Source organism: Gemmobacter aquaticus (assembly GCF_007859075.1).
Taxonomy (GTDB): Bacteria; Pseudomonadota; Alphaproteobacteria; order Rhodobacterales; family Rhodobacteraceae; genus Gemmobacter; species Gemmobacter aquaticus.
In genome coordinates this window covers 106,406-130,407 of record NZ_VOAK01000024.1, presented here as the reverse complement: position 1 = coordinate 130,407, position 24,002 = coordinate 106,406, and the positions used below count along the sequence as shown (strand labels likewise).

Here is a 24,002-nt window from a genome sequence, read left to right as displayed (position 1 = left end):
TCGGCGATCAAACAATCCCTTATATGCATATCCAGCAGATCACCCGAAAGGCACGGCAATGGCCCTCAAACCGAAAGACGCCCCCGACCTTGGTCGCTTCGACTGGGAAGACCCCTTCCGCCTCGATGCTCAGTTGACCGAAGACGAGCGCGCCCTGCGCGACGCAGCCCGCGCCTACGCGCAGGACAAGCTGCAGCCCCGCGTCATCAAGGCCTTTGCTTCCGAGGAAACCGATCCGGCGATCTTCCGCGAGATGGGCGAGATGGGCCTCTTGGGCGTCACCATTCCCGAGGAATACGGCGGGCTTGGCGCCTCATATGTGTCCTATGGCCTTGTGGCACGCGAGGTGGAGCGGGTGGACTCGGGCTACCGTTCGATGATGTCGGTGCAGTCCAGCCTCGTGATGTATCCGATCTATGCCTACGGGTCGGAAGAACAGCGCAAGAAATACCTGCCCAAACTCGCCAGCGGCGAGTGGATCGGCTGCTTTGGCTTGACCGAGCCTGATGCCGGATCAGACCCGGCCGGGATGAAGACCGTCGCCCGCAAGACCGCCAATGGCTATGTGCTCAATGGCGCCAAGATGTGGATCTCGAACAGCCCGATCGCCGATGTCTTCGTGGTCTGGGCCAAGTCCGAGGCACATGGCGGCAAGATCCGCGGCTTTGTGCTGGACAAGGGCATGAAGGGCCTTTCGGCGCCGAAGATCGGCGGCAAGCTCAGCTTGCGGGCCTCGATCACCGGCGAGATCGTGATGAAGGATGTCGAGGTGGGCGAGGACGCGCTGCTGCCGGGCGTCGAGGGGCTGAAAGGTCCGTTCGGCTGCCTAAACCGCGCCCGCTATGGCATCAGCTGGGGTGTCCTTGGTGCGGCCGAGTTCTGCTACCACGCCGCGCGTCAGTATGGGCTTGACCGCAAGCAGTTTGGCAAGCCGATCGCCGGCACCCAGATCTTCCAGCTGAAGCTTGCCAACATGATGACCGAGATCAGTCTTGGCTTGCAGGCCAGCCTGCGCGTCGGTCGACTGCTGGATGAAGCAAATGCTGCGCCCGAGATGATCTCGATCGTCAAGCGCAACAACTGCGGCAAGGCGCTTGAGATTGCCCGCCACGCCCGGGACATGCACGGCGGAAACGGCATTTCCGAGGAGTTCCAGGTGATCCGGCACATGGTGAACCTCGAGACGGTGAACACCTACGAGGGAACGCATGACGTGCACGCCCTGATCTTGGGGCGCGCCATCACCGGCCTGCAAGCTTTCTTCTGACCTTCCCCTTGGCCAAATACCCCCGCCGGAGGCACCCGGCGGTGCCACCTGACGCCTCCGGCGGGGGGTATTTGGGCCAAGAGGAAACCTGCACAGGATTTCTACGGCATGGATCGCGCCGACATTGTTCACGACAACTTCCTGCGTCGCGTTGCGTCGCGGGACCTTCCGCATGGGTGCGCTCCTTCGGGGGCGCTTTCGCCGTTCCAGGCGGTAGAGATCTACCGCGCGGCCTGCTTGTCGCGGGCGCTTGACCGGCAGAGCCGGGTGATGCAGCGGGCGGGGCAGGGGTTCTACACCATCGGATCCTCGGGTCACGAGGGGATGGCTGCGGTCGCCGCCGCGCTGCGGCCGACCGATATGGCCTTCCTGCACTACCGCGACGCAGCCTTCCAGATCGCGCGCAGCCGGCAGGTGCCGGGGCAAAGCATCGCCTGGGATATGCTCTTGTCCTTCGCGGCCTCAAGCGAGGATCCGATCTCGGGTGGGCGGCACAAGGTGCTTGGATCAAAGGCGCTGTCGATCCCGCCGCAGACCTCGACCATCGCCTCGCACCTGCCCAAGGCCATGGGCGCTGCCTATGCCATCGGTGCCGCGCGACGCCACCGGCCGGAACATGCGGAGCTGCCGGATGACGCCATCGTCTATTGCAGCTTTGGGGATGCCTCGGCCAACCATTCGACCGCACAGGGCGCGTTCAACGCAGCCCAATGGACCAGCTTCCAGTCGATTCCGCTGCCGCTTCTGTTCTGCTGCGAGGATAACGGCATCGGCATCTCAACAAAAACGCCACGTGGCTGGATTGCGGCCAGTTTCCAGAACCGGCCGGGGCTCAAGTATTTCGCCTGCGACGGGTTGGATATCTTTGACACCTTTGCCACTGCGCAGGCGGCGGCGGCCTATGTCCGCACCCGTCGCAAGCCCGCCTTCCTGCATATCCGCACGATCCGCCTTTACGGTCATGCGGGGGCCGACATGCCCACGACCTATCTGCCGCGCGAAGAGGTGGAGGCCGAAGAGGCGCAGGACCCGCTGCTGCACATGGTGCGCGGGCTGGACCAGATCGGCGCGATGGCGCCCGAGGCCGCACTTGAGGTCTATACCGCGACCAATGCCCGTGTCGCGCGTGTCGCGGCCGAGGCGGTGACGCGTCCGCGGCTGAAAACCGCAAGCGATGTCATGGCCTCGCTCATTCCGCCAAAGCGTGCCTGCAGGCCAACAAATGGTCCCAGTTCTGAGGCCCGCGCCGCAGCCTTTGGCAGCGACATGAAGCAGATGGCGGAACCGCAGATCATGTCGCGCCTGATCAACTGGGCACTGACCGATCTGATGCTTGCGCACCGCGAGATCGTGATGATGGGCGAGGATGTCGGCCGCAAGGGTGGCGTCTATGGCGTGACGCAAAAGCTGCAGGCGCGCTTTGGGCCTGACCGCATGATCGATACCCTGCTCGATGAGCAGTCGATCCTTGGCCTTGCCATCGGGATGGCGCAGAACGGCTATGTTCCGATGCCGGAAATCCAGTTCCTTGCCTATCTGCACAACGCCGAGGACCAGTTGCGCGGCGAGGCGGCGACGCTGCCCTTCTTCTCGAACGGCCAGTACACCAACCCGATGGTCCTGCGAATTGCGGGGCTGGGCTATCAGAAGGGCTTTGGCGGCCATTTCCACAACGACAACTCGGTTGCCGTTCTGCGGGATATTCCGGGACTGATCCTTGCCTGCCCCTCGAACGGGGCAGACGCGGCGCGGATGCTGCGCGAGTGTGTGCGCCTTGCGCGCGAAGAGCAGCGGCTGGTGGTGTTTCTGGAACCCATCGCGCTTTATCCGATGCGCGACCTGCATGCCGACAAGGATGGCGGCTGGATGCAGCACTATCCCGACCCGTCCGAGGTCATCGGCTTTGGCGAGGTTGGCACATATGGCGCGGGCGATGATCTGGCGATCGTCACCTTCGGCAACGGCGTCTACCTCAGCCGTCAGGCCGAGCCTGCGTTGGCGGCCGCCGGGATCAAGACCCGCATCGTCGATACCCGCTGGCTCTCACCCCTGCCGAAAGCGGCGCTGACCGAGGCGGTCCGGGGGGCCAGGCGCATCCTGATCGTCGATGAAACCCGGCATACGGGGGGGATGGCCGAGGCGCTGATGGCACATTTCCATGAAGCGGCCCCCGGTGTACCGCTTGCCCGTCTGACGGCCGAGGACAGTTTCATCGCGACCGGCCCCGCCTATGCCGCCACCATGCCGTCGAAAGAGAGTATCATCGCGGCCGCGAAGGGGATGGTGCAATGAAGACCGCTGTCGTCATCTGCCCCGGCCGGGGCACCTATACCAAGACCGAGCTCGGCGTGCTGAAACGGCACTTCAAGGATGCGGCACTGCTGGCCAATTTCGATGCCCGACGCCGCGGCATGGGACAGGAAACGCTGTCCGACCTTGATGGCGCCGCGACCTACTCGGTCGCCCGCCATACCCGGGGCGACAATGCCAGCGCCCTGATCTACGCCGCGACGCTTGCCGATTTCCGCAGCCTTGACGGGGTCGAGGTGGTCGCCGTGACCGGCAATTCGATGGGTTGGTACTCGACCCTCGCCTGTGCTGGTGCCCTGACGCCCGAGGGCGGGTTCGAGGTGGTCAACACCATGGGCACGCTCATGCAGGAGCGGCTGATCGGCGGGCAGCTGATCTATCCCTTCGTGAATGAGGACTGGCAACCTGACCCCGCGAAAAAAGCCGAGCTTCTGACGCTGGTCGCCCGCATCGACGCGCCCGGCCAGCGGCTGGCGCTGTCGATCGACCTAGGCGGCATGCTGGTGCTGGCGGGCGATGAGGCGGGGCTCAAGGCGTTCGAGGCCGCCGTACCGGTGGTGCAGGGCCGCTTCCCCATGCGCCTTGCCAATCACGCGGCGTTCCACACCGACCTGCAGGCCCCCGTGGCCGAGGCGGGTCGGGCACGTCTGGCCCCGGGCCTCTTCCAGCAGCCCAGACTGCCAATGATCGATGGACGCGGCCATGTCTGGTGGCCCGGTGGTTGCGATCTGGGCGCGCTATGGGACTATACGCTCGGCCATCAGGTGGTTGAGTCCTACGACTTCACGAAGGCAATCGCCCATGCCGCGCGCGAATTCGCGCCCGATCTGTTCATCGTGACCGGCCCCGGCACGACGCTGGGCGGGGCTGTTGCACAATCGCTCATCCTTGCCGACTGGCGTGGGATGCGTTCCAAATCCGATTTCCAATCGCGGCAAGCCGCCGATCCCCTGCTGATTTCCATGGGCATCGACGACCAACGCCGCCTCGTCACCAAGGGAGACTGACATGACCCACGCCGAAACCCTGAAAGCCGCGGGCCTGACCCAGGCCGAGATCACCGGGGGCACGCTGGCCGTGCATTCGCCCATCGATGGCGCGCTCGTCGCCCACGTGCATGAGACAAACCCTGTCGACATGCCCGCGATCATTGCCCGCTCGCAAGAGGCGTTCAAGGCATGGCGCACCGTTCCCGCACCGCGCCGGGGCGAGCTTGTCCGCCTTCTGGGCGAGGAGCTGCGCGCCGCCAAGGCCGAACTGGGGGCGCTTGTGACACTCGAGGCGGGCAAGATCACCTCGGAAGGTCTGGGTGAAGTCCAGGAGATGATCGACATCTGCGACTTTGCCGTTGGCCTGTCGCGTCAGATCTATGGCCTGACCATCGCCTCCGAGCGCCCCGGCCACCGCATGATGGAGACCTGGCATCCGATGGGCCCCTGCGGGATCATCTCGGCCTTCAACTTCCCGGTCGCGGTCTGGTCGTGGAACGCGGCGCTGGCGCTGGTCTGCGGCGATCCGGTCATCTGGAAACCGTCAGAAAAGACCCCGCTGACCGCCATCGCCAGCATGAAGATCATGGAACGCGCACTGAAGCGCTTTGGCGACGCGCCCGAAGGGCTGGTCCAATTGGTGATCGGTGGCCCGGCCATAGGCGAGGCGCTCGTAAACTCCAAGGATGTGCCGATCATCTCGGCCACCGGCTCGACCCGCATGGGCGGGATCGTCGGACCGAAGGTAGCTGCCCGCTGGGGTCGTCCGATCCTCGAACTGGGTGGCAACAACGCGATGATCGTGGCGCCCTCGGCGGATCTCGACATGGCTGTTCGCGCCATCGTCTTCTCGGCCGTCGGCACCGCCGGTCAGCGCTGCACCTCGCTGCGCCGCCTGATTGCGCATAACTCGATCAAGGACGATCTGGTTGCCAAACTGGCCAAGGCCTATGCGAGCCTTCCGATCGGCGATCCGCGCAAGGCAGGCACCTTGATCGGGCCGTTGATCGATGCCGCCAGCCGTGACCGCATGCTGGCCCAGATCGCCAAGGCCCGTGCGGAAGGTGGCCGCGTGCATGGTGGCGAGCCGACCGAGGGGGTCGCGGGCGGCGCCTATGTCAGCCCCGCGCTGATCGAGATGCCAGCCCAGACCGACACCGTGCGCGAGGAAACCTTCGCCCCGATCCTCTATGTGCTCGGCTATGAGACGCTGGATGAGGCGATCTTTATCCAGAACGACGTGCCGCAGGGCTTGTCGTCCTGCATCTTCACGCTCAACCTGCGTGAGGCCGAGACATTCCTTTCGGCGGCGGGGTCGGACTGCGGCATCGCTAACGTCAATATCGGCCCCTCGGGAGCAGAAATCGGTGGCGCCTTCGGCGGCGAGAAAGAGACCGGCGGCGGTCGCGAAAGCGGCTCTGACGCCTGGAAGGGCTACATGCGTCGCCAGACCAACACGATCAACTACTCGGCACAACTGCCGCTGGCGCAAGGCGTGAAGTTCGACTTCTGATCCAGCCCTGGCGCTGACTATCTGGCCCGGTTCGTCATTATGGCGGCCGGGCCATTCTTTTTGACGAAAACTCGCATCACTTCTGGCGGTATGCCCGGCGAAACTGGCAGCGCAGGCAGGTAGGATTGCCGCAAGCAAACTCTATGAAGGACAAGAAAAACAATGACTTTCAACAGGATCGCTGTTCTGGGTCTGGGCAAGGTCGGTCATCTGGCGGCAGAGCTGCTGGTGGAGTCGGGCTTTGATGTCACCGGCATCGATGCCCGTGCCGTGACGGCACCTTTCAAAACCAAGGCGGTCGACCTTTCTGACGCCGCTGCCCTGAAGGATGCGCTCTCGGGCCAGGAGGCGGTGCTTTCCTGCCTGCCCTACCACCTGAACATCGGCGTCTCGACCGTAGCGCATGGCCTTGGCTTGCACTACTTCGACCTGACAGAAGACGTGCCCACCACCAAGCACATCCGCGAGCTCGCCAAGACCTCGAAAGGCATCATGGCACCGCAATGCGGCCTTGCGCCCGGCTTCGTGGGCATCGTGGCGGCCGATCTGGCAGGCCAGTTTGACAGCGTCCGCTCGATCAAGCTGCGCGTTGGCGCCCTGCCGCAGCACCCGACCGGGCTTCTGGGCTATGCCTTCAACTGGTCGCCCGAAGGGGTGGTGAACGAATACCTCAACGATTGCGAAGTGATCGAAGAGGGGGTGTTGAAAAACGTCTCGGCGATGGAATGGACCGAAACCATCTTCATCGACGGCATGCAGCTTGAAGCCTTCACCACTTCGGGTGGTCTGGGCACCATGTGCGAGACCTATCTCGGCAAGATTGAGAACCTCGACTACAAGACCATGCGCTATCCGGGCCATGTGAAGCTGATGAATTTCTTCTTCCATGAGCTTCTGATGCGCGAAAACCGGGCCGAGGCCGGCCGCATCCTGACCAATGCAAAGCCCCCGGTGGATGAGGATGTGGTCTATGTCCACGTCGCGGCCGAAGGTCGGGCGAACGGCCAGTTGCGTCGCAAGGAGTTTGTCCGCAGCTACTATCCGCTCGAGATCGGTGGCAAGTCCCGCACCGCGATCGCATGGACCACATCGGCCTCGGTTGTCGGCGTGATCGAGATGGTTCGCGACGGAGCGCTGCCTGCGCAGGGGTTCCTCAAGCAGGAAGATATTCCGCTGAAGCCCTATCTCGCAACGCGGACCGGCAACTACTACAACCTCGGCCACCGCGCCCGCCACGCCTGAGCAAGGTCCAAAAGAACGAGACCGCCAGCCCACAGGGACTGGCGGTCTCTGCATGTTCAGTCTTGCAAAAATACCGTGGGGGTCCGGGGAATAAAGCCCCCGGCGCGCTTAGCCGAAGGCGCCGTCGGGCAGGCGCAGGATCAGATTGGGGTCCGGGCAGATCTGTTGCCAGACATCCCACAGGCTTTCATGCGCCACGCCAAAGAAGTTGCCACTGGTCTGGCCAAGCAAGTCCGTCATGATCTGGAAATGCAGATGCGGTGCCCAGCCCCCGTTCTCGGGCCAGTCGCCCAGATGCGCGATCACCTGCCCGGCCGCTACCTGTTGCCCCGGCTGGCAAAGTCTGGGCAGGCTTGCCCCGAGGTGCCCATAAAGCGTGTAGAAGCGCACCCCGCCTGCCTCGTGCCGCAGGATCAGTGTATGCCCGTAATCCAGCGGATCGGCATTATAGACGACGGAAACGACCGAGCCTGAAAGCGGCGCATGGACAGGTGTGTCCACTGCGGCAAAGACATCCACCCCCATGTGGATCATCCGGCGCTCTTCGCTTGCGGCATCGGCGAATTGCGCCGCGCGATAGACGCTGCGCTTTTCGCCGTAGGGTCCAAGCCCATAGTCCACGCCCTGCGCAGCGAACCAAGCGTCAAAGGCCCTGTCTGAATAGGCGGGCATATCCGGCGTGCGGTCGGTCAGCAGCGGCATATGGCGGACCTGCGCGATCTCGGGCCGAAAAACCGGCGCTGGATCGCTTGCGCGCAGCCAGTCGACCACCTTGCCCGCGTCCGGCACGGCCGCAAAGCCCGCCCCCGCGCGGATGACGCAGGCCAGCAATCCCTGATCCACGGCGCGCAGACGCGCTGCCTCGGGCGTGTCACCGAGCGCAGCGTAGAGCGCAGGCAGCAACGCCCCGGCTTCGGCCTCGGTCAGTCCGGCGCCAGCCCGGCGCAGCGCGCCATAAAGATCCCGAGCGCCTGCCAGCCCGGCCGCGATCTGCGCGATGTCCTGCATGGGTGTAGTCCCTCAAACCTTGCGACGGGCGCGAAGGGCCGCGCCGATCGTGCCATCGTCGAGATAGTCCAGCTCGCCCCCCACCGGCACGCCCTGCGCCAGCGACGAGATCTGCACCCCTGTCCCCTCCAGCGCCTCGGCGATGTAATGGGCGGTGGTCTGGCCATCGACGGTCGCGTTCAGTGCAAGGATCACCTCGCGCGTGGCCTCGGCCCGGACCCTTTCAATCAGGCGCGGGATGCGCAGGTCCTCGGGGCCCACGCTGTCGAGCGCGGACAGCGTTCCGCCCAACACGTGATAGCGACCCTTGAAGGCGCCCGCGCGCTCCATCGCCCAGAGGTCGGCCACATCCTCGACCACGCAGATCTCGCCTGTATCGCGGCGCTCGTCGGCGCAGATCGGGCACAGGTCCTCGGTCCCGATATTGCCACAGACGGTGCAATCGCGCGCGGTCAGCGCGACATGGGCCATCGCCTGCGCCAGCGGTGCCATCAGGGGCCCACGCTTTTTCAGCAACATCAGCACCGCCCGCCGGGCCGACCGGGGGCCAAGGCCGGGCAGGCGGGCCATCAGCCCGATCAGATCCTCGATATCCGTGGGCGCGGCCATCAGAACGGCAGCTTGAAATCAGGGGGCAGACCCAGCCCTTCGGTCAGGCGGGCCATTTCCTGCTGCCCCTTCGCGGCGGCCTTGGCCTGCGCGTCGGCCAGTGCGGCCACGATCAGATCCTCGACCACTTCCTTTTCCGATGGGACAAGGATCGACGGGTCGATCTCAAGCCCGGTGATCTCGCCCTTGGCGGTGCAGCGTGCCTTCACAAGCCCCGCGCCTGCCTCGCCCACGACGACGGTGCGGGCCAGCGTTTCCTGCAACTCGGCCATCTTGGTCTGCATTTCCTGCGCGGCCTTCATCATCTTGGCCATGTCGCCGATGCCGCCCAAACCCTTGAACATGTCTTGTGTCCTCAATCTTCCTCGAAGGGGTCCCACTCGTCCTCGACTTCGGGCAGAGCCTGAACGGCGGCCACCTGCGCCAGTGCCTCGGGCGTGCGGATATCTGTGATCTTCGCGCCGGGGAAGGTGGCGAGCACCGCCTGAACCAGCGGGTTCTGCAGGGCCTCGGCTTCCGCCTTCACGCGGTCGATGTCGCGGGATTCGGCGACGGTGGGTGCGCCGCCGGATGCCACGACCGAGACGCCCCACCGGCTGCCGGTCCATCCCTGCAGGCGCTGCGCAAGCTGCGCCGCAAGATCGCGTGGTGCGTCGGGGGTCGGCTCGAACTCGATCCGGCCGGGGGCATATTTCGCCAGCCGCACATGGCTTTCCACCGCGAGAAGCAGCGCCATGTCGCGCTTCTCGCGGATCAGGTCCAGCACATGCTCGAAGGTGGCATAAACCTTCAGCCGGTCCTCGGCGACGGCAAGTGCTGCACTGCCGCTCATGGTTGGGCCCATGGCGGGGCCGCGTGCCGGGGCCATCATCCGGGTGGGCGCATGGACCATTCCGCCGCCACCTCCACCACCGCCTGCCGGCGCGCCACCACCACCCGGATGAACGGGCGGCGGGCCCGATTGCAGCTTGCGGATCAGCGCCTCGGGGTCGGGCAGATCGGCCACATGGGTCAGGCGGATCACCGCCATTTCCGCCGCCATCATCGCGTTGGGGGCCAGCCCCACCTCCTCGATGGCTTTCAGCAGCATCTGCCACATCCGCGTCAGCACCCGCATCGGCAGGCGTCCTGCCATGTCGAGCCCGCGGGCGCGTTCGTCCGGGGGGACAGTCGGGTCATCCGCCGCCTCGGGCGTGATCTTGATGACCGAGATCCAGTGCGTGATCTCGGCCAGATCGCGCAGCACCGCCATCGGGTCGGCGCCATCGGAATACTGCGCGGCAAGTTCCGCCAGCGCCGCCGGGGCATCGCCGCGCATCACCATGTCAAAAAGGTCGATCGTGCGGCCACGGTCGGCAAGGCCCAGCATGGCGCGCACCTGATCGGCGCTTGTCTCGCCCGCACCGTGGGCAATCGCCTGATCCATCAGGCTCATCGCATCGCGGACCGAGCCTTCGGCGGCGCGCGTGATCAGCGCCAGTGCATCGGGCGCAAGGCGCGCACTCTCCAGTTCCGCAATGCGCGCCAGATGCGCCATCATCACCTCGGGCTCGATCCGCTTGAGATCGAAGCGCTGACAGCGGCTGAGCACGGTGACCGGAACCTTGCGGATCTCGGTGGTGGCGAAGATGAATTTCACATGCGCGGGTGGCTCTTCCAGCGTTTTCAGCAACGCGTTGAAGGCGTTGTTCGACAGCATGTGGACTTCGTCGATGATGTAGATCTTGTAGCGCGCGCTGGCCGCCCGGTAGTGGACGCTGTCGATGATCTCGCGGATGTCGCCCACGCCGGTGCGGCTGGCGGCGTCCATCTCCATCACATCGACATGCCGGCCCTCGGTGATGGCCTTGCACTGATCGCAGACAAGGCAGGGCTCTGTCGTGGGGCCGCCATTGCCATCGGGGCCCACACAGTTCAGCCCCTTGGCGATGATGCGCGCCGTGGTGGTCTTGCCCACCCCGCGCACCCCGGTCATCACAAAGGCATGGGCGATGCGATCCGCCGCGAAGGCGTTCTTCAGCGTGCGCACCATCGCCTCCTGCCCGATCAGATCGGCGAAGGTGGCGGGGCGGTATTTGCGGGCGAGGACCTGATAACCCTGCGCTTCGGATTCGGACATGCGGCATCCCGGTTGCTGACCTGCCCAACCTAAGCATCGGAGGCGGCCCCGTCCACCCGCCTTGCCCTCCCATAAGCCTTGGTCGTCCGACAGCCTTGGTCGCAGGACAATGCGCCGCAACGGAATATCGCAGAGCCCCGCTTGCCATCCGCTGACAACCGGCGCAGCATGACCGTGACGGAGGGTTCAATGCTGGAAATCAGTCCTGCCAAGGTGGTGCATATCATCTATCAATCACGCGAGGGCGGCATGGCCGAGCGTGAGCTTCACGCCTTCATCCGCGGCCTGAACGAGGATGAGCAGGCGCATCTGGTCGCCCTCGCCTGGGTGGGCCGCGGGGTTTACGAGGCCGAGGATTTCGAGGAGGCGGTCGCGACCGCCTTTGCCGAACGCTCGGCGCCCACGGATGAATACCTGATGGGCATGCCGCACCTGGCCGAGAACCTTGAAGCCGGGCTTGATGCCATGGGCGTCGATGTCAGCGCCGTGGAAGATGACTTCCTGCGCGATCACTGATCCGCTCCCAACTCGATCACCCTGACCGGAGACGTCATGCGCACCGAATTCGACGCAGAGCTTGAGGATCGCCTGCTGCGCTATGCAGCCATCGACACGCAGGCCGATGCGGGCTCAACCACGCAACCCTCGACCGCGATCCAGTTGGACCTGTCACGCCTTCTGGTGACCGAGCTTGAGGCGATGGGCGCCGAGGACGTCCGAATCACCGATTATGGTGTCGTGCTGGCAACTGTTCCGGGTACGGTTGAGGGGCCGGTGATAGGCTATCTCGCCCATGTCGATACCGCGCCCCAGTTCAATGCCAGCGGCGTCAAGCCGGTCGTGCATCGCAACTGGGCGGGCAGCCCCATCCGCTTTGCCGATGCGCCAGATCTGGTCTTGTCCCCCGAAACCTATCCCTACCTGGCCGAAAAGCAGGGGGATGACATCATCACCGCATCGGGCACGACGCTTCTGGGCGCCGATGACAAGGCCGGTGTCGCCATCATCATGACCATGGCCCGGCACCTGCTGGCCCATCCCGATCTGCCCCGCCCGAAGCTGAGGCTTGCCTTCACCCCCGACGAGGAGATCGGCCGGGGCGTGGACCCGCGCCTGCCCGCCGATCTTGGCGCCGATTTCGCCTACACGCTGGATGGCGCACGTCTGGGTGAGATCGAATACGAAAGCTTCTCGGCCGATGGCGCAGTGGTCAAGATCACCGGCGTTTCGGTGCATCCGGGCTGGGCCAAGGGCAAGATGGTCAATGCCCTGCACCTTGCGGCACGTCTGGTCGCGGTTCTGCCGCAGGCCACCATGACGCCCGAGGTGACCGAAGGCCGCGAAGGTTTCTTGCATCTCTACGAGATGAAGGGCACCGCTGCCGAAACCGAGATGAAGTTCATCCTGCGTGACTTCGAACGCGATGGCCTTGCGGCACAGGGCGATCTGCTGCGTCAGGCCTGCGCCACGCTTCAGGCGGCCGAGCCAAGGGCGCGCATCAGCTGCGAGATCACCCCACAGTATCGCAACATGCGCTACTGGCTGGAAAAGGACATGACCCCGGTCGATCTGGCGCGCGAGGCCTGCCGTTCGGTGGGGCTTGAACCCGTCTCGGTTCCGATCCGGGGCGGCACGGATGGGTCGCGGCTGACAGAGATGGGGGTGCCCACCCCCAACATCTTTACCGGCATGCAAGAGATCCATGGCCCGCTGGAGTGGATCTCGGTTCAGGACATGGCGGCAGCAACGTGCGTATGCATCGCGCTGGCCGGTCTGGGCGGCCGCCGCGGCTGAACGACGCCGGTGTCACCACCTTGGGTTCAGCTGCAGCACCGCTAATTCCGACTTGAACTGTCGGGAATGCTTGGGTATGTACGGCGGGACAATTTGTCCACTCTTGGCGCCCGCCAGCCGCACCCTGAACACCGGGTGTCAGCCAGTCTTCGCGCCTTTCCGCATCTGCGTAAAGGAAACGACATGGCCGACACTTCGGTGCTGCAGCGCCCGACCCCGGAATTCATCCGTGAGCGGCGGGCCGAAAACCAGAAAGCGCGTGCGCGCGACTTTGCCGAGACCCTTGGCATCACCGAGGCCGAGCTGGTCGCGGCGCATGTGGGCCATGGCGTCACACCCATCGACCCGACCCCCGACCGTCTGTTCCCGCTGATCCGCGATCTGGGCGATGTCATGGCGCTGACCCGGAACCGCTCTTGCGTGCATGAGCGCGTGGGTACCTATGAGCCCTTCCATGGCGGCGCGCAGGCGGCGATGGTTTTGGGCACCGAAATCGACATGCGGATTTTCCCGTCGCATTGGGTGCATGGTTTTGCGATCGAAGAGGCGACAGAGAACGGTCCCAAGCGCAGCCTGCAGATATTCGATGCGCATGGCGATGCGGTGCACAAGGTACATCTGCGCCCCGAATCGAACGTGCAGGCCTTTGATGCGCTTGTCACGGCCCTCGCGCGCGAGATGCCCGCGCTTGAGCTGACGCCACCTCCGCCGGTCGCACCTGCCAAGGCCGATCCGGCCCAGGCCGAGGCACTGCGCGCGGAGTGGGAGCGGATGACCGACACCCACCAGTTCCAGCGTATGGTGCACCGGCTGAAGATGAACCGGCTGGGCGCCTACCGAGTCGCGGGTGAGCCCTTTGCTCGCCAGCTTGCGCCCGAGGCGGTGCAGATCGCCTTGCAGAGCGCTGCGGCCGATGCGATCCCGGTGATGATCTTCGTGGGCAATATGGGCTGCATCCAGATCCATGGCGGGCCGATCGAGCGGCTGGTGCCGATGGGGCCGTGGATCAACGTGATGGACCCGCGCTTCAATCTTCATCTGCGCGCCGACCACATCGCCGAGGTCTGGTGCGTGAACAAACCGACCCGCACCGGTGCCGCGATCTCGGTCGAAGGCTTCGATGCCGAGGGTTCGCTGATCCTGCAGATCTTCGCCTATCGCAAGGACACGCCCGCTGACGCATGGAACGCGCTGACGCTAAGCCTGCCGGGGGTGCAGGCATGATCCGGAGAGCGGGCGCTGTCTCACTGGCCTTTGCGCTGATGGCGCAGGCGGTGCTGGCCGATCCGTCGCGGGTTCTGGTCATCGGCGGAACGGCGGCCGAGATCGTGGCCGCGCTTGGGCAAAGCGGGCGTCTGGTGGCGCGCGATGCAACGACCACCTTTCCGCCCGAACTGATGGCCTTGCCGGATGTGGGCTACATGCGCGCCCTTTCACCCGAGGGCGTTCTCTCGACCGCGCCGGACCTGATCTTGGCCGAGGCAGGCGCAGGCCCGGTTGAGGCGGTCGAGGTCATCAAGGCCTCGGGCATTCCCTATGTGACCGTGCCGGAAAACTTTGGCCCCGATGCGGTTGCCGAAAAGATCAAGGTCGTGGGCGCGGCTCTGGGCCAGTCTGACGCCGCCGCCACCCTGGCCGCCAAGGTCGAGACAGGTCTCGCCGAGGCGCGGGCAAAGGCCGCCGAGGTTCCCGCGAAAAAGCGGGTGCTCTTCGTCCTGACGCTGCAGGGCGGGCGCGTGACCGTGGGCGGCGATGACACCGCCGCCGAGGCAATCATCGAGCTTGCCGGCGGCGTGAACGCGGCCGAGGGCGTGAGCGGCTACAAGACGATGACCGACGAGGCGATCCTCGCCGCCGCGCCGGACGTGATCCTGATGATGGAGCGCGCGGGAGCCATGGCGGCAAAGCCCGAGGATCTGAAGGTCAACCCGGCGCTGGCTGCAACGCCGGCAGGGCAGGCTGGCACAATTGTTCAGATGGACGGGCTGAAGCTGCTTGGTTTTGGTCCGCGCACGCCCGAGGCCGCGCAGGACCTGCGCCGCGCATTGTACGGGGCCTGAGATGACCGTAACGCTAGCAGCCGGCCAGCCCGAAGTGGATCGCAGGGCAAGAGGTGCACGGGCCACCTGGGCTCTGCTGGTGCTTCTTGGGTTTGCGGCGCTTGCGGCCCTGGGCTCGGGCGCCTCGGGCGTGTCGCTTGGGGCGGTGCTGCTGGGGATCTGGTCAGGTGAGGGGCTCGATGCCCGGACGCAGCTTGTGCTGTTCGAGATCCGCCTGCCGCGCCTTGCGGTGGGCATGCTGGTCGGGGCTGCGCTTGCCGTCTCGGGTGCGCTGATGCAGGGGTTGTTTCGCAACCCGCTGGCCGATCCGGGGTTGGTGGGTGTCGGTGCGGGATCGGGCCTTGGGGCCGTTGTCGCCATCGTTCTGGGCGGGCTGCTGCCGTTCCAGACCCCTTGGCTTGTGCCGGTTGCGGCCTTTGCGGGCGGGTGGTGCGCGACCCTGATCCTCTACCGGGTTGCCACCCGGCAGGGGCGAACCTCGGTTGCGATGCTGCTTCTTGCGGGGATCGCGCTTGCGGCGCTGGCAGGGGCGATCACGGGCATCCTGATCTATTTGGCTGACGACAACGAGCTGCGCGACCTGACCTTCTGGTCCATGGGCTCTCTGGCCGGGTCAAACTGGGACAAGGCGGTGCTGGGGCTTCCCTTCATCCTGCCTGTCCTGCTGTTTGCGCCCCTTCTGGGGGGCGGGCTCAACGCCCTTTCACTCGGTGAGGCGGCGGCGCGCCACATCGGCCATCCGGTTGAACGGATCAAACTGCTGTCGGTTCTGGGCGTGGCTGCGGCGGTGGGGGCTGCGACGGCGATTGCCGGGGGCATCGGCTTTGTCGGCATCGTGGTGCCGCATCTTCTGCGGCTGGCAACGGGCACGGATCATACGCGCCTGCTGCCAAATGCAGCCATTCTTGGCGCGGCGCTTCTGGTCGGGGCCGACACGCTTGCGCGTCTTGTGGTCGCGCCGGCCGAGCTGCCCATCGGCATCATCACCGCAATCCTTGGCGCGCCGGTCTTTCTGTGGATCCTGCTCCGGCAGGCCCCGCTTGCGGAGGCGTGAATGCTGGTCGCCGAGGGCATCACCGTGTCCCTGTCGGGGCGCCGCGTGCTGGAAGGGGTCGACTTGACGGCCCGTCCAGGCGAGGTGACCGCTATCGTTGGCCCCAACGGATCGGGCAAGACCACGCTTCTGAAGGCATTGTCGGGCGACCTGCCCATGTCGGGTGCGGCCACGCTGAATGGCATTGCCATCGCCTCGGCGCCGGTCTGGCAAATGGCGGCGCTGCGGGCGGTGCTGGCCCAGCAGATCACCGTAAGCTTCCCCTTCACCGTGCTGGAGGTGGTGCGTCTTGGACTGACCGCCAGTGCCGGGCGTGAAACCGATCCGCGGCAGGCGCTGGCCCGTGTTGGGCTCGCCGGATACGAGGCGCGGCCCTACCCGCATCTGTCGGGGGGCGAACAGGCGCGCGTTCATCTTGCGCGCGTGCTGGTGCAGCTTGGGGCACCGGTCGGGCCAGGCGGGCCGCGCTGGCTGTTCCTGGATGAGCCTGTGGCCGCGCTGGATATCGGCCACCAGTTGCAGGTGATGCAACTGGCCCATGACTTTGCCCGCGCAGGTGGCGGCGTTCTTGCGGTGATGCATGACCTGAACCTGACGGCGCGGTTTGCCCGGTCGGTCGCTCTTCTGGCTGGCGGCAGGCTGGTCGCGCAAGGGGGCGTCGATGCTGTCCTGCGCGACGATACGCTGAGCGCGGCCTATCGCTGCCCGATCCGCCTCAATTGCGCGCCTGAATCCGGGCGATGGTATCTGCCGCAAATGGCCGGTGCCCTCGACGCCCATTGATCGAGAAGACCATGAAACGACTTTGCCTGACCCTTTACGCCTTGATGCTGGTCGCGGGTGCCGCGGTTGCGCAAGAGGCATCTGCGCCGGGCGCTGCGCCGATGGTGCAGCCTGCCGCGCCGATGGGCCTTGCCCCCCCTGCGGCAGAGCCGGATGCCCCCGCCATCGCCGTTCCGGCGGCCGAAGGGGCGCCGGGTGTTGCCGGTGCCACCGCCGGCACGCCGGAGGTTTCTGATCCAGCCGCGGCGGTGGCAGAGCCCTTGGTCCATGACCTTTCGCCGATGGGGATGTACCGCCAGGCGCATTGGGTTGTGAAGGCGGTGATGATCAGCCTTGCCTTCGCCTGTTTCGTCACCTGGACGGTCTGGCTTTACAAGACGGTCGAGTTGCTTCTGGCACGACGGCATGCCCGGTTGAGCCATCAGATGCTGCATGCGGCATCCTCGCTGGATGCAGCATGCACGGCGCTTGGTCGCCGTCGCGATCCGGTCTCGGTGATGACCCTTGCGGTGCAGGATGAATTCGCCCGTTCTCGCCCGGCCATCGCCGCCGCCGGGGCCGACGGCATGAAGGAACGCGCGGCATCCTTGATCGAACGAATCGAGGGGCAGGCCTTTGCCCGTATCCGGCGCGGCACCGGACTGTTGGCGACCATCGGATCGACCGCACCTTTCGTCGGGCTGTTCGGCACGGTCTGGGGTATCATGAATTCGTTCATCGGCATTGCCGAAACCAAGACGACGAACCTTGCCGTCGTGGCCCCCGGCATCGCCGAGGCGCTGCTGGCGACTGCCATCGGGCTTGTCGCCGCGATCCCGGCGGTGGTGATCTACAACCACTTCTCACGGCAGGTCGCATCCTACCGCCTGCTGGTGGGTGACGCGGCGGCGGCCGTGCTGCGCATGCTCAGCCGCGATATCGACATGCAGACGGCAGGGCGGGGCTGACGCATGGCTGGCGGAATCCGTGACACCGACGAGATGGAAGAGGCGCACGAAATCAACGTGACGCCCTTCATCGATGTGATGCTGGTGCTGCTGATCATTTTCATGGTGGCCGCACCGCTTTCGACAGTGGACGTGCCGGTCGAGCTTCCCCGCGCGGGTGTGCCGCCCGCCGTTCGTCCCGAACCGCCGGTGATCCTGACGCTTCAGGCGGACCTCGCGCTGTCGCTGGGCAACGCGCCTGTCGGGCGGGATGCCCTGGCCGCGCGGTTGATGGCGGCAGCCGGGGGCAAGAGCGATACGCGCATCTATCTGCGTGCCGACAAGTCAGTAGCCTATGGCGCGCTGATGGAGGTGATGGGCATCCTGCGCGACGCGGGCTTCACGCAGGTCGCGCTGATGGCGGAGGAGGCGGCGAAGTGACCGACTGGGCCGATCACATGCTGCGGGGGCGTCGCTGGGCCGATGCCGTGCTCTGGACCTTGTGCGCCGCGATCATTGCGCTGTGTCTGGCGGCAGGGACAGCCTTCGCCATGTGGCTTGATCTGCAGGCCGGGCAGGATCAGGCGCTGGAGGATGCCGTGCTGATCGATCTGGCGAGCCTCCCCGCGACGACGGCGCTGGCCGAGGTGCCCGACGTGCCGCAGCCCGAGGCCGAGACGACCCCGCCGGACGAGATCGAGGACGCATCGTTCGAGGAGCCGGCGCCAGAGACGCCTGCGGTCGAGCCAGAAACGTTCGAACCACCCAAACCGGAAGAGGCGCCCGAGCTGGAAGACCCTCAGGACGAGTTGCCAGAGGTGGCATCGACCCTGCCGGAACCGCCCCCGCCGCCAAAAAAGACGCCCCCGCCCAAGCCGAAAAAGGTGGTCAAGGCTGAGCCCGCACCAACGAAGACTGTCGAGACCAAAGCCGCCCCGCAAAAAGCCCAAGCCGGGACCGAGGCGGCGCGCAAGGGATCGGCCACGGCCAAGGAACGTGCGCGCTGGCATGCCAAGGTGGCCGCGCAGCTCGGCCGGCATCTGAAGCGCAAGTCGTGGGAGGGTGACCGGACCTCGCTGACCGTCAGCCTGCGGGTGGACGGAAGCGGCCGGATCACCGGCCTGTCGCTGGCGTCATCGAGTGGTGATGCCGCGCTGGATACGGCGGTCGTTGCGCATCTGAAACGGCTGGGCAAGGTCACAGCACCCCCAGATGGGCAGGGAGAACCGCTTCAATTACCCGTCAAGCTGCGCTGATCCGGGGTTTCGCTATAGCCAGCGGCGCCAACGGAAGAACAGGTAGGTGCCAATCGCGCTGGCCAGCATCAGCACCAGCGCAAAGGGATAGCCGGCGACCCATTGCAATTCCGGCATCACCTCAAAGTTCATCCCGTAGATCGAGGCAATGAGCGTGGGCGGCAGGAACAGCGCCGCGACGACCGAGACGATGCGCACTGTCATGTTCTGGGCAAGGTTGATCATACCCAGCGTGCTGTCGGTGGCCAGGGCAACACGCTGGCTCAGGAAATCTGCATGCACCTCAAGCGCGGTGATGTCGCGCATCAGGCCCTTGACGATCGGGCGCAGCTTGTCGGGCTCGCGATTGCCCAGCGTCTGGCCAAAATAGCTGATCGCACGTTCCAGCGTCAGAAGTGACAGGCGCACCCGCCCGATCAACTCGCCCTGCTGACCTGCCTGTTCCAGCGCCAGCTGCAACTGGTCGGTGCGGCCGTTGGTCTCGACGCTGCGATACACGGTGGCGGCCAGTGTATCGAGGCTGCGGCCCGTGCTTTCCAGAAGGTCTGCCAGCCTGCCGATGATCTCTTCCATGAGGCCGAGGAACAGCCGTTCAGGCGACTCGCAGCCCGCACCGGTGCGATAGGCGCGGTCGGGGAAGGTCTCGAACGGGCGGGGCGCATGGTGGCGCACGGTGATCATGCGTTCGGGCGACAGGATGAAGGTGACCGGCCCGGATGTCGGTGCGCGCGTCTCGGACAGGCCGGGCAGCACGACCGTCATGTATTCGTTCCCCTCGTCGCGGTAGAGCCGGTTCGAGATCTCGATCTCTTCCATATCGGCAAGGGTTGGCACCTCGACGCCCAGTTCCTCTACCGCTGCCACCTGCTGCGGCATGGGGCGGTAGAGGTCAATCCAGATCGCGCGGGTCAGCTCGGCAGGGGACTCGAGTCGCACCAGCCGGTCGGCGTGTGAGGAAAAGGCGAACATCATGGCGGACCTGCATGCGCAAACGGGGCACCCAAACGGGCTGGATGCCCCGGTTACATGCGTCTGCGGTCACGTCGTCAAGCAGAGAATGACGCGCTGCCCGCCGGGCCGCTTGACGTGCCGCTTGCTGCACCACCTCAGGCGGCGCTGCGGTCCGAGGCCAGCATGTCGCGCACCATCGGGATGACCTGCGTGCCGTAAAGCTCGACCGAGCGCAGAAGGTGGTCGTGCCCGGTGGTTCCTGCCGAGTACTTCAGGCTGAAGCGCCCCAGTCCCAGATCACGAACCGTCGATGCGATCTTGCGGGCGACGGTCTCGGGGCTGCCGACATACTGGCTGCCGTTGCGAACCTCGCTCAGGAACGCCTCGCGGGTGATCGGCGGCCAGCCGCGTTCGCGCCCGATGCGGTCGTGCAGGGCCTTGTAGCCGGTGAAGGCGGCCTCGCGGGCCTCCTCATCTGTCGCGGCGATAAGCCCCGGCGAATGCACGCCGAGCGGCTTTGCGGTGCGGCCAAGCTGGGTTGCGGCATCGTGATAGAGGTTCACGAAGGGTTTGAACCTCCGCGGATCGCCCCCGATGATCGCCAGCACCATCGGCAGGTCATGGCGCACGGCGCGGACCACGGATTCCGGGCTGCCACCAACGCCGATCCAGGCCTTGACGCCGTGGTCACCTGCGGGGGGATAGACGGCTTCAACCGCCACCGGTTTGCGATGGCTGCCCTGCCAGTTGACCGACCCGCCGCGATTGACGGCGGTAAAGAGGTCGAGCTTTTCCTCGAAAAGCGTCTCGTATTGGTCAAGCTCATAGCCGAAAAGCGGATAGCTTTCGACAAAGGACCCGCGACCGAGGATCACCTCGCCCCGCCCGCCGGAAATGGCGTTGAGGGTCGAAAAGCGCTGGTACAGCCGGATGGGGTCGTCGGTGGACAGAACCGTCACCGCCGTCCCCAGACGGATACGATCCGTCTGGGCTGCGATATTGGCCAGCAGGATCTCGGGCGCCGAGATCGCGAAATCGTCGCGATGGTGTTCGCCAAGGGCGATCACATCCACGCCCACCTGATCGGCCAGCACGGCCTCTGCCACCACGTCGCGCAGGACCTGATCCTGCGGCTTGAGGGCGCCGGTCGCATCGCGCGTCACGTCGCCGAATGTATCGAGACCGAATTCCATGATGTCTCACTCCTGTTGCGTTGCCCCGAAGGTAAGGATTCATGCCGCGTCTGTCGCCCTGCGCGGATGCACAGTCGCCATGCGTTTCAGACATCGCAGCCGGTTCAGCTGTGGCCTTCGTCCTTGAGCAGAAGTCCAAGGGCGCCGATCGTCAGCACGACGCCCACAAGAACCACCGCAGGCGGCACCGGGCGGCCAAGCGCGATCTCCCAGAGCAGAACCCAGCTTGGCACGAGGTAGGTATAGGCCATGACCTTGGCCGCAGGCAGGCGCAGCGTCGCGAATTGCACAAGAACAAAGGACAGGGCGCTGGCCGCGACCGAGACATAGACAAGGCAGATCCAGACGATGGCAGGCAGGTTCGCCCAGTCGGTCGCCATGACCGTGCGCCATCCGTAAAGACAGAGCAGCAGGAACCCCGCGACCATCATGCCGAAGGTAAAGACCACGGCAGGCTCGCCCCGGTTCAGCCGGCGGATCATCGGGGCGTAAAGCGCATGGGCCGCGCAGCCCCAGAAGTAGATCCATTCACCTCGGCCGATTTGCAGGCGCATTGCGCTGGCCAGATCGCCGCGAAAGATCACCCAGACCGCACCCGCCGCCCCGATTGTCAGTGCTAGGGCCATGCGGGCGGTAACCTTCTGGCGCAGGACGACCCAGCCGAACCCCGCCGCCATCAGCGGTGTGAGCGTAAAGACCGCCGCCGCCGAGACCGGGGCCGCGGTCTTCAACCCCTCGAACATCAGCACGAAGTAGATGGCGAGCAGGCCACCCAGAACCAAGTAGCGCCACGGCGCGGCCATTGCCTTGCGGTCGATCTTGCCCGATGCACTGGCCGCCGCCCCGACCAGCGCGCCGGCCAGTGCAAAGCGTGGTACCGTCAGCGCAGCCGGGTCTATCAGGGGGGCCGCCATCGCGCCCAGCGAAAACGACCCCGCGACCAGCGCCGAAAAGGCCAGCATGGCCAGATGCCCGGCCTGCCGGGGCGCGAGCGTCATGCCGATGCCCAACCCGCCGCCGCCGCGCGCAGATGGGTCAGGAAGCTCTGCACCTTGAGCGTCCGGTGCAGATCGACATGGGTCACAATCCACAAGGGTGAATCCCAATCGGACTGCGGGGGCATCACCTCGACCAGACCCGGGTCGGTCGAGCCGATGCGGAATGGCAGGAACCCGATGCCAAGGCCCGCGCGCACGGCCTCATATGCCGCTTCGGATTCGGTGATGCGGAAGGTGATCGCCTCGTCGGGTACATGGGCACGCAGCCAGCGGTAAAAGGGCGCACGGCTTTCAGGGTTGTCATGGCAGATCAGCCTGTGGCGGGCAAGATCCTCGATGCCGGTCGGGGTGCCATGCGCCTCGACATAGGTGCGGCTGGCGTAAAGCGCCGTGCGCAGGCGGGTCAGCGGCTGCACGACATAATCAGGCTCTTGAGGCTGGCTGCCCGCGCGGATGGCCACATGCGCCTCGCCATAGTCAAGACGGAACACCCGCATGTCGGTCAGAAACCGGATCAGGACCTGGGGGTGGGCCGCCTCGAACCCGGCAAAGACCGGGCTGATCAGATCGGCAATCCCGGTGATCGCCGTGACCAGAAGCTCGCCCGAGACAACCTCGCCCTGGCCCTTGATGCGGCTTGCAAGCTGGGCAAACTGATCCTCGGTGGTCTGTGCGACAGAGAGCAGGTCGCGGCCTGCCTCGGTCGGGGTATAGCCGCGGGCATGGCGCTGGAAGAGCTTGGCGCCAAGCCGCTTCTCCAGGGCGTCGATGTGTCGGATCACGGTGGCGTGGTGCACGCCCAGCACCTCTGCCGCGCCCGATACGGTGCCCAGCCGGGCGACCTGAAAAGCGGTACGGATTTCATCCCAGTTGTCCATCGGTCCCTCCGGTCATCGGGTCACCTTAGTCACGTCCGTGGCACAGGCAAGCCGAAGCGGCCAACTCATTGTCGGGAAAGGGTTCGGTCTGGCGGCATTTAGCCGGAGGCGGCGTCACCGTTCCATGCCGCGCAGCAGTGCTGGACAAAGGCATCGACCGTGCGGGAAAGATGTGCATCCTCGGGCAGCAGAAGCCCAAGCCGCATTGCGCGCGCGGGGGCGCTGATCGGCACATGGCACAGCGGCTGGCCATCGGGGGCGCGATCGGCCCAGGGCCTGATATTCGCGATGGAATAGCCAAAGCCCTGCCCGACAAGCCCCAGCATCACGGCCATGTCGCGTGTGCGCTCGGCGATCCGGGGGCGCACGCGCGCCGCCTCGAACAGCGACAGGAAATACTCAGAAGACAAGGGAAGATCGAGCAGCACCATCGGATAGGGCGCAAGCTCGGCCAGCCCGACTTGCGGGTGCGAGGCCAGCGGATGCGCTGCGGGAAAGATGGCATAGGGTGGCAGGTTTGACAGCGGCAGGAACCGCAGGTCTGCAGGCAGGTTCAGATCGTAGCTGAGCGCCACATCGATCGTCGCATTGCGCAATCCGTCGAGGATGGCAGACTGGTCAAGCTCGGTCTGGTTGAACTCGACCTCGGGGTAGCGGTCCGAAAAGCCACGCCGCAGACGGGGCAGGACGACCTGCGCGAAGGTCAGAAGACACCCCACATTCAGCGGCCCGCGCACCTTGCCGGTAATGTCATTGGCCAGATCGTTCAGCCTGGCGGCCTCGGCCAGCACGACATGCGCCTGTTCGACCAGTTGTCGGCCGCCCTGCGTCAGCGAAAGCCCCTGGGCGTGCCGTCGCACGAAGAGGGGCAGGCCGAACTCCTGTTCAAGCTGCGCGATGGCGGCCGAGATCGAAGGCGGCGAGACATTGACCTGTTCGGCCGCACGCGCAACTGACCCGCAAGAGCCCACCGCGACGAGGTATTCAAGTTGTCGCAGTGTAAAGCGCGAGGGCATGGTCGGCTGCATCCTTCTTGCCGGGATGGGGGCAGC

The 24,002-nt window shown here is 65.6% G+C and carries 23 protein-coding genes; 14 read left to right on the top strand and 9 right to left on the bottom strand.

Annotated elements, in window-relative coordinates:
* Positions 1 to 58: 58 nt before the first annotated feature.
* The 5 genes from FQU74_RS16440 to FQU74_RS16420 all read left to right on the top strand — a co-directional run bounded on the left by FQU74_RS16440 (position 59) and on the right by FQU74_RS16420 (position 7,321).
* Positions 59 to 1,267, top strand: coding sequence for an acyl-CoA dehydrogenase (locus tag FQU74_RS16440; protein ID WP_146287567.1), 1,209 nt, complete (start codon positions 59 to 61; stop codon positions 1,265 to 1,267).
* A 108-nt stretch (positions 1,268 to 1,375) separates the two neighbouring features.
* Positions 1,376 to 3,559: a thiamine pyrophosphate-dependent enzyme gene (locus FQU74_RS16435; RefSeq protein ID WP_146287566.1), complete on the top strand. Its 2,184-nt coding sequence runs from the start codon at positions 1,376 to 1,378 to the stop codon at positions 3,557 to 3,559.
* Positions 3,556 to 4,584, top strand: coding sequence for an ACP S-malonyltransferase (locus FQU74_RS16430; protein ID WP_146287565.1), 1,029 nt, complete (start codon positions 3,556 to 3,558; stop codon positions 4,582 to 4,584). Before FQU74_RS16435 ends, FQU74_RS16430 begins: the two co-directional genes overlap by 4 nt.
* A gap of 1 nt (position 4,585) precedes the next feature.
* Positions 4,586 to 6,079 carry an L-piperidine-6-carboxylate dehydrogenase gene (amaB, locus tag FQU74_RS16425; RefSeq protein WP_146287564.1) on the top strand — a complete coding sequence of 498 codons (1,494 nt, stop codon included), beginning with the start codon at positions 4,586 to 4,588 and terminating at the stop codon, positions 6,077 to 6,079.
* A gap of 162 nt (positions 6,080 to 6,241) precedes the next feature.
* A complete protein-coding gene (locus FQU74_RS16420; RefSeq protein ID WP_146287563.1) occupies positions 6,242 to 7,321 on the top strand; it encodes a saccharopine dehydrogenase family protein in 1,080 nt (359 codons plus the stop codon).
* 108 nt (positions 7,322 to 7,429) lie between these two features.
* Here FQU74_RS16420 and FQU74_RS16415 read toward each other — a convergent pair whose 3' ends face one another.
* The 4 genes from FQU74_RS16415 to FQU74_RS16400 are packed head-to-tail and all read right to left on the bottom strand — an operon-like array spanning position 7,430 to position 11,057.
* Entirely contained in the window at positions 7,430 to 8,329 is a 900-nt protein-coding gene (locus FQU74_RS16415; RefSeq protein WP_146287562.1) for a peptidoglycan DD-metalloendopeptidase family protein, read from the bottom strand.
* Positions 8,330 to 8,341: 12 nt separating this feature from the next.
* The gene (gene recR, locus FQU74_RS16410; RefSeq protein WP_146287561.1) at positions 8,342 to 8,941 is read right to left on the bottom strand and encodes a recombination mediator RecR; all 600 of its coding nucleotides are present in this window, start codon (positions 8,939 to 8,941) and stop codon (positions 8,342 to 8,344) included.
* Positions 8,938 to 9,282 carry a YbaB/EbfC family nucleoid-associated protein gene (locus FQU74_RS16405; RefSeq protein ID WP_146287560.1) on the bottom strand — a complete coding sequence of 115 codons (345 nt, stop codon included), beginning with the start codon at positions 9,280 to 9,282 and terminating at the stop codon, positions 8,938 to 8,940. The genes recR and FQU74_RS16405 overlap by 4 nt, the downstream gene beginning before the upstream one ends.
* Positions 9,283 to 9,293: 11 nt before the next feature.
* On the bottom strand, positions 9,294 to 11,057 hold the full coding sequence (locus tag FQU74_RS16400; protein WP_146287559.1) for a DNA polymerase III subunit gamma/tau: 1,764 nt from the start codon (positions 11,055 to 11,057) through the stop codon (positions 9,294 to 9,296).
* Between the two features lie 168 nt (positions 11,058 to 11,225).
* On the opposite strand from FQU74_RS16400, the gene FQU74_RS16395 reads away from it, so the two are divergent.
* The 9 genes from FQU74_RS16395 (at position 11,226) to FQU74_RS16355 (ending at position 18,930) form a co-directional block, all read left to right on the top strand.
* Complete coding sequence (locus FQU74_RS16395; RefSeq protein ID WP_373289036.1) at positions 11,226 to 11,573, top strand: DUF3775 domain-containing protein; 348 nt, start codon at positions 11,226 to 11,228, stop codon at positions 11,571 to 11,573.
* A gap of 36 nt (positions 11,574 to 11,609) precedes the next feature.
* A complete protein-coding gene (pepT, locus tag FQU74_RS16390; protein WP_146287557.1) occupies positions 11,610 to 12,851 on the top strand; it encodes a peptidase T in 1,242 nt (413 codons plus the stop codon).
* Positions 12,852 to 13,034: 183 nt separating this feature from the next.
* The gene (locus FQU74_RS16385; protein ID WP_146287556.1) at positions 13,035 to 14,075 is read left to right on the top strand and encodes a hemin-degrading factor; all 1,041 of its coding nucleotides are present in this window, start codon (positions 13,035 to 13,037) and stop codon (positions 14,073 to 14,075) included.
* A complete protein-coding gene (locus tag FQU74_RS16380) occupies positions 14,072 to 14,911 on the top strand; it encodes a heme/hemin ABC transporter substrate-binding protein (RefSeq protein ID WP_146287555.1) in 840 nt (279 codons plus the stop codon). Before FQU74_RS16385 ends, FQU74_RS16380 begins: the two co-directional genes overlap by 4 nt.
* Position 14,912: 1 nt before the next feature.
* Positions 14,913 to 15,965: a FecCD family ABC transporter permease gene (locus FQU74_RS16375; RefSeq protein WP_146287554.1), complete on the top strand. Its 1,053-nt coding sequence runs from the start codon at positions 14,913 to 14,915 to the stop codon at positions 15,963 to 15,965.
* Complete coding sequence (locus FQU74_RS16370; RefSeq protein ID WP_146287553.1) at positions 15,966 to 16,748, top strand: heme ABC transporter ATP-binding protein; 783 nt, start codon at positions 15,966 to 15,968, stop codon at positions 16,746 to 16,748.
* 11 nt (positions 16,749 to 16,759) lie between these two features.
* Positions 16,760 to 17,695, top strand: coding sequence for a tonB-system energizer ExbB (gene exbB / locus FQU74_RS16365; RefSeq protein WP_146287552.1), 936 nt, complete (start codon positions 16,760 to 16,762; stop codon positions 17,693 to 17,695).
* 3 nt (positions 17,696 to 17,698) lie between these two features.
* A complete protein-coding gene (gene exbD / locus FQU74_RS16360) occupies positions 17,699 to 18,115 on the top strand; it encodes a TonB system transport protein ExbD (protein WP_146287551.1) in 417 nt (138 codons plus the stop codon).
* A complete protein-coding gene (locus FQU74_RS16355) occupies positions 18,112 to 18,930 on the top strand; it encodes an energy transducer TonB family protein (RefSeq protein ID WP_146287550.1) in 819 nt (272 codons plus the stop codon). Before exbD ends, FQU74_RS16355 begins: the two co-directional genes overlap by 4 nt.
* A gap of 12 nt (positions 18,931 to 18,942) precedes the next feature.
* Here the strand turns inward: FQU74_RS16355 and FQU74_RS16350 are convergent, their stop codons facing one another.
* The 5 genes from FQU74_RS16350 to FQU74_RS16330 all read right to left on the bottom strand — a co-directional run bounded on the left by FQU74_RS16350 (position 18,943) and on the right by FQU74_RS16330 (position 23,978).
* Positions 18,943 to 19,902, bottom strand: a complete 960-nt coding sequence (locus FQU74_RS16350; RefSeq protein ID WP_146287549.1) for a magnesium transporter CorA family protein — start codon at positions 19,900 to 19,902, stop codon at positions 18,943 to 18,945.
* Between the two features lie 134 nt (positions 19,903 to 20,036).
* On the bottom strand, positions 20,037 to 21,074 hold the full coding sequence (locus tag FQU74_RS16345) for an LLM class flavin-dependent oxidoreductase (protein ID WP_146287548.1): 1,038 nt from the start codon (positions 21,072 to 21,074) through the stop codon (positions 20,037 to 20,039).
* 104 nt (positions 21,075 to 21,178) lie between these two features.
* Complete coding sequence (locus tag FQU74_RS16340) at positions 21,179 to 22,072, bottom strand: DMT family transporter (RefSeq protein ID WP_146287547.1); 894 nt, start codon at positions 22,070 to 22,072, stop codon at positions 21,179 to 21,181.
* Positions 22,069 to 22,950: a LysR family transcriptional regulator gene (locus FQU74_RS16335; protein WP_146287546.1), complete on the bottom strand. Its 882-nt coding sequence runs from the start codon at positions 22,948 to 22,950 to the stop codon at positions 22,069 to 22,071. The genes FQU74_RS16340 and FQU74_RS16335 overlap by 4 nt, the downstream gene beginning before the upstream one ends.
* 98 nt (positions 22,951 to 23,048) lie before the next feature.
* A complete protein-coding gene (locus FQU74_RS16330; protein WP_229704413.1) occupies positions 23,049 to 23,978 on the bottom strand; it encodes a LysR family transcriptional regulator in 930 nt (309 codons plus the stop codon).
* Positions 23,979 to 24,002 lie beyond the last annotated feature (24 nt).

Excerpts from the sequence above, each read along its gene's own strand:
- FQU74_RS16380 (WP_146287555.1), top strand. The coding sequence starts at position 14,072 with ATGATCCGGAGAGCGGGCGCTGTCTCACTGGCCTTTGCGCTGATGGCG.
- pepT (WP_146287557.1), top strand. The coding sequence starts at position 11,610 with ATGCGCACCGAATTCGACGCAGAGCTTGAGGATCGCCTGCTGCGCTAT.
- exbB (WP_146287552.1), top strand. The coding sequence starts at position 16,760 with ATGAAACGACTTTGCCTGACCCTTTACGCCTTGATGCTGGTCGCGGGT.
- FQU74_RS16345 (WP_146287548.1), bottom strand. The coding sequence starts at position 21,074 with ATGGAATTCGGTCTCGATACATTCGGCGACGTGACGCGCGATGCGACC.
- FQU74_RS16440 (WP_146287567.1), top strand. The coding sequence starts at position 59 with ATGGCCCTCAAACCGAAAGACGCCCCCGACCTTGGTCGCTTCGACTGG.
- FQU74_RS16415 (WP_146287562.1), bottom strand. The coding sequence starts at position 8,329 with ATGCAGGACATCGCGCAGATCGCGGCCGGGCTGGCAGGCGCTCGGGAT.
- FQU74_RS16370 (WP_146287553.1), top strand. The coding sequence starts at position 15,966 with ATGCTGGTCGCCGAGGGCATCACCGTGTCCCTGTCGGGGCGCCGCGTG.
- exbD (WP_146287551.1), top strand. The coding sequence starts at position 17,699 with ATGGCTGGCGGAATCCGTGACACCGACGAGATGGAAGAGGCGCACGAA.
- FQU74_RS16395 (WP_373289036.1), top strand. The coding sequence starts at position 11,226 with ATGACCGTGACGGAGGGTTCAATGCTGGAAATCAGTCCTGCCAAGGTG.
- FQU74_RS16420 (WP_146287563.1), top strand. The coding sequence starts at position 6,242 with ATGACTTTCAACAGGATCGCTGTTCTGGGTCTGGGCAAGGTCGGTCAT.
- FQU74_RS16385 (WP_146287556.1), top strand. The coding sequence starts at position 13,035 with ATGGCCGACACTTCGGTGCTGCAGCGCCCGACCCCGGAATTCATCCGT.
- FQU74_RS16330 (WP_229704413.1), bottom strand. The coding sequence starts at position 23,978 with ATGCAGCCGACCATGCCCTCGCGCTTTACACTGCGACAACTTGAATAC.
- FQU74_RS16375 (WP_146287554.1), top strand. The coding sequence starts at position 14,913 with ATGACCGTAACGCTAGCAGCCGGCCAGCCCGAAGTGGATCGCAGGGCA.
- FQU74_RS16405 (WP_146287560.1), bottom strand. The coding sequence starts at position 9,282 with ATGTTCAAGGGTTTGGGCGGCATCGGCGACATGGCCAAGATGATGAAG.
- FQU74_RS16400 (WP_146287559.1), bottom strand. The coding sequence starts at position 11,057 with ATGTCCGAATCCGAAGCGCAGGGTTATCAGGTCCTCGCCCGCAAATAC.
- FQU74_RS16435 (WP_146287566.1), top strand. The coding sequence starts at position 1,376 with ATGGATCGCGCCGACATTGTTCACGACAACTTCCTGCGTCGCGTTGCG.
- FQU74_RS16340 (WP_146287547.1), bottom strand. The coding sequence starts at position 22,072 with ATGACGCTCGCGCCCCGGCAGGCCGGGCATCTGGCCATGCTGGCCTTT.
- FQU74_RS16430 (WP_146287565.1), top strand. The coding sequence starts at position 3,556 with ATGAAGACCGCTGTCGTCATCTGCCCCGGCCGGGGCACCTATACCAAG.
- FQU74_RS16335 (WP_146287546.1), bottom strand. The coding sequence starts at position 22,950 with ATGGACAACTGGGATGAAATCCGTACCGCTTTTCAGGTCGCCCGGCTG.
- amaB (WP_146287564.1), top strand. The coding sequence starts at position 4,586 with ATGACCCACGCCGAAACCCTGAAAGCCGCGGGCCTGACCCAGGCCGAG.
- FQU74_RS16350 (WP_146287549.1), bottom strand. The coding sequence starts at position 19,902 with ATGATGTTCGCCTTTTCCTCACACGCCGACCGGCTGGTGCGACTCGAG.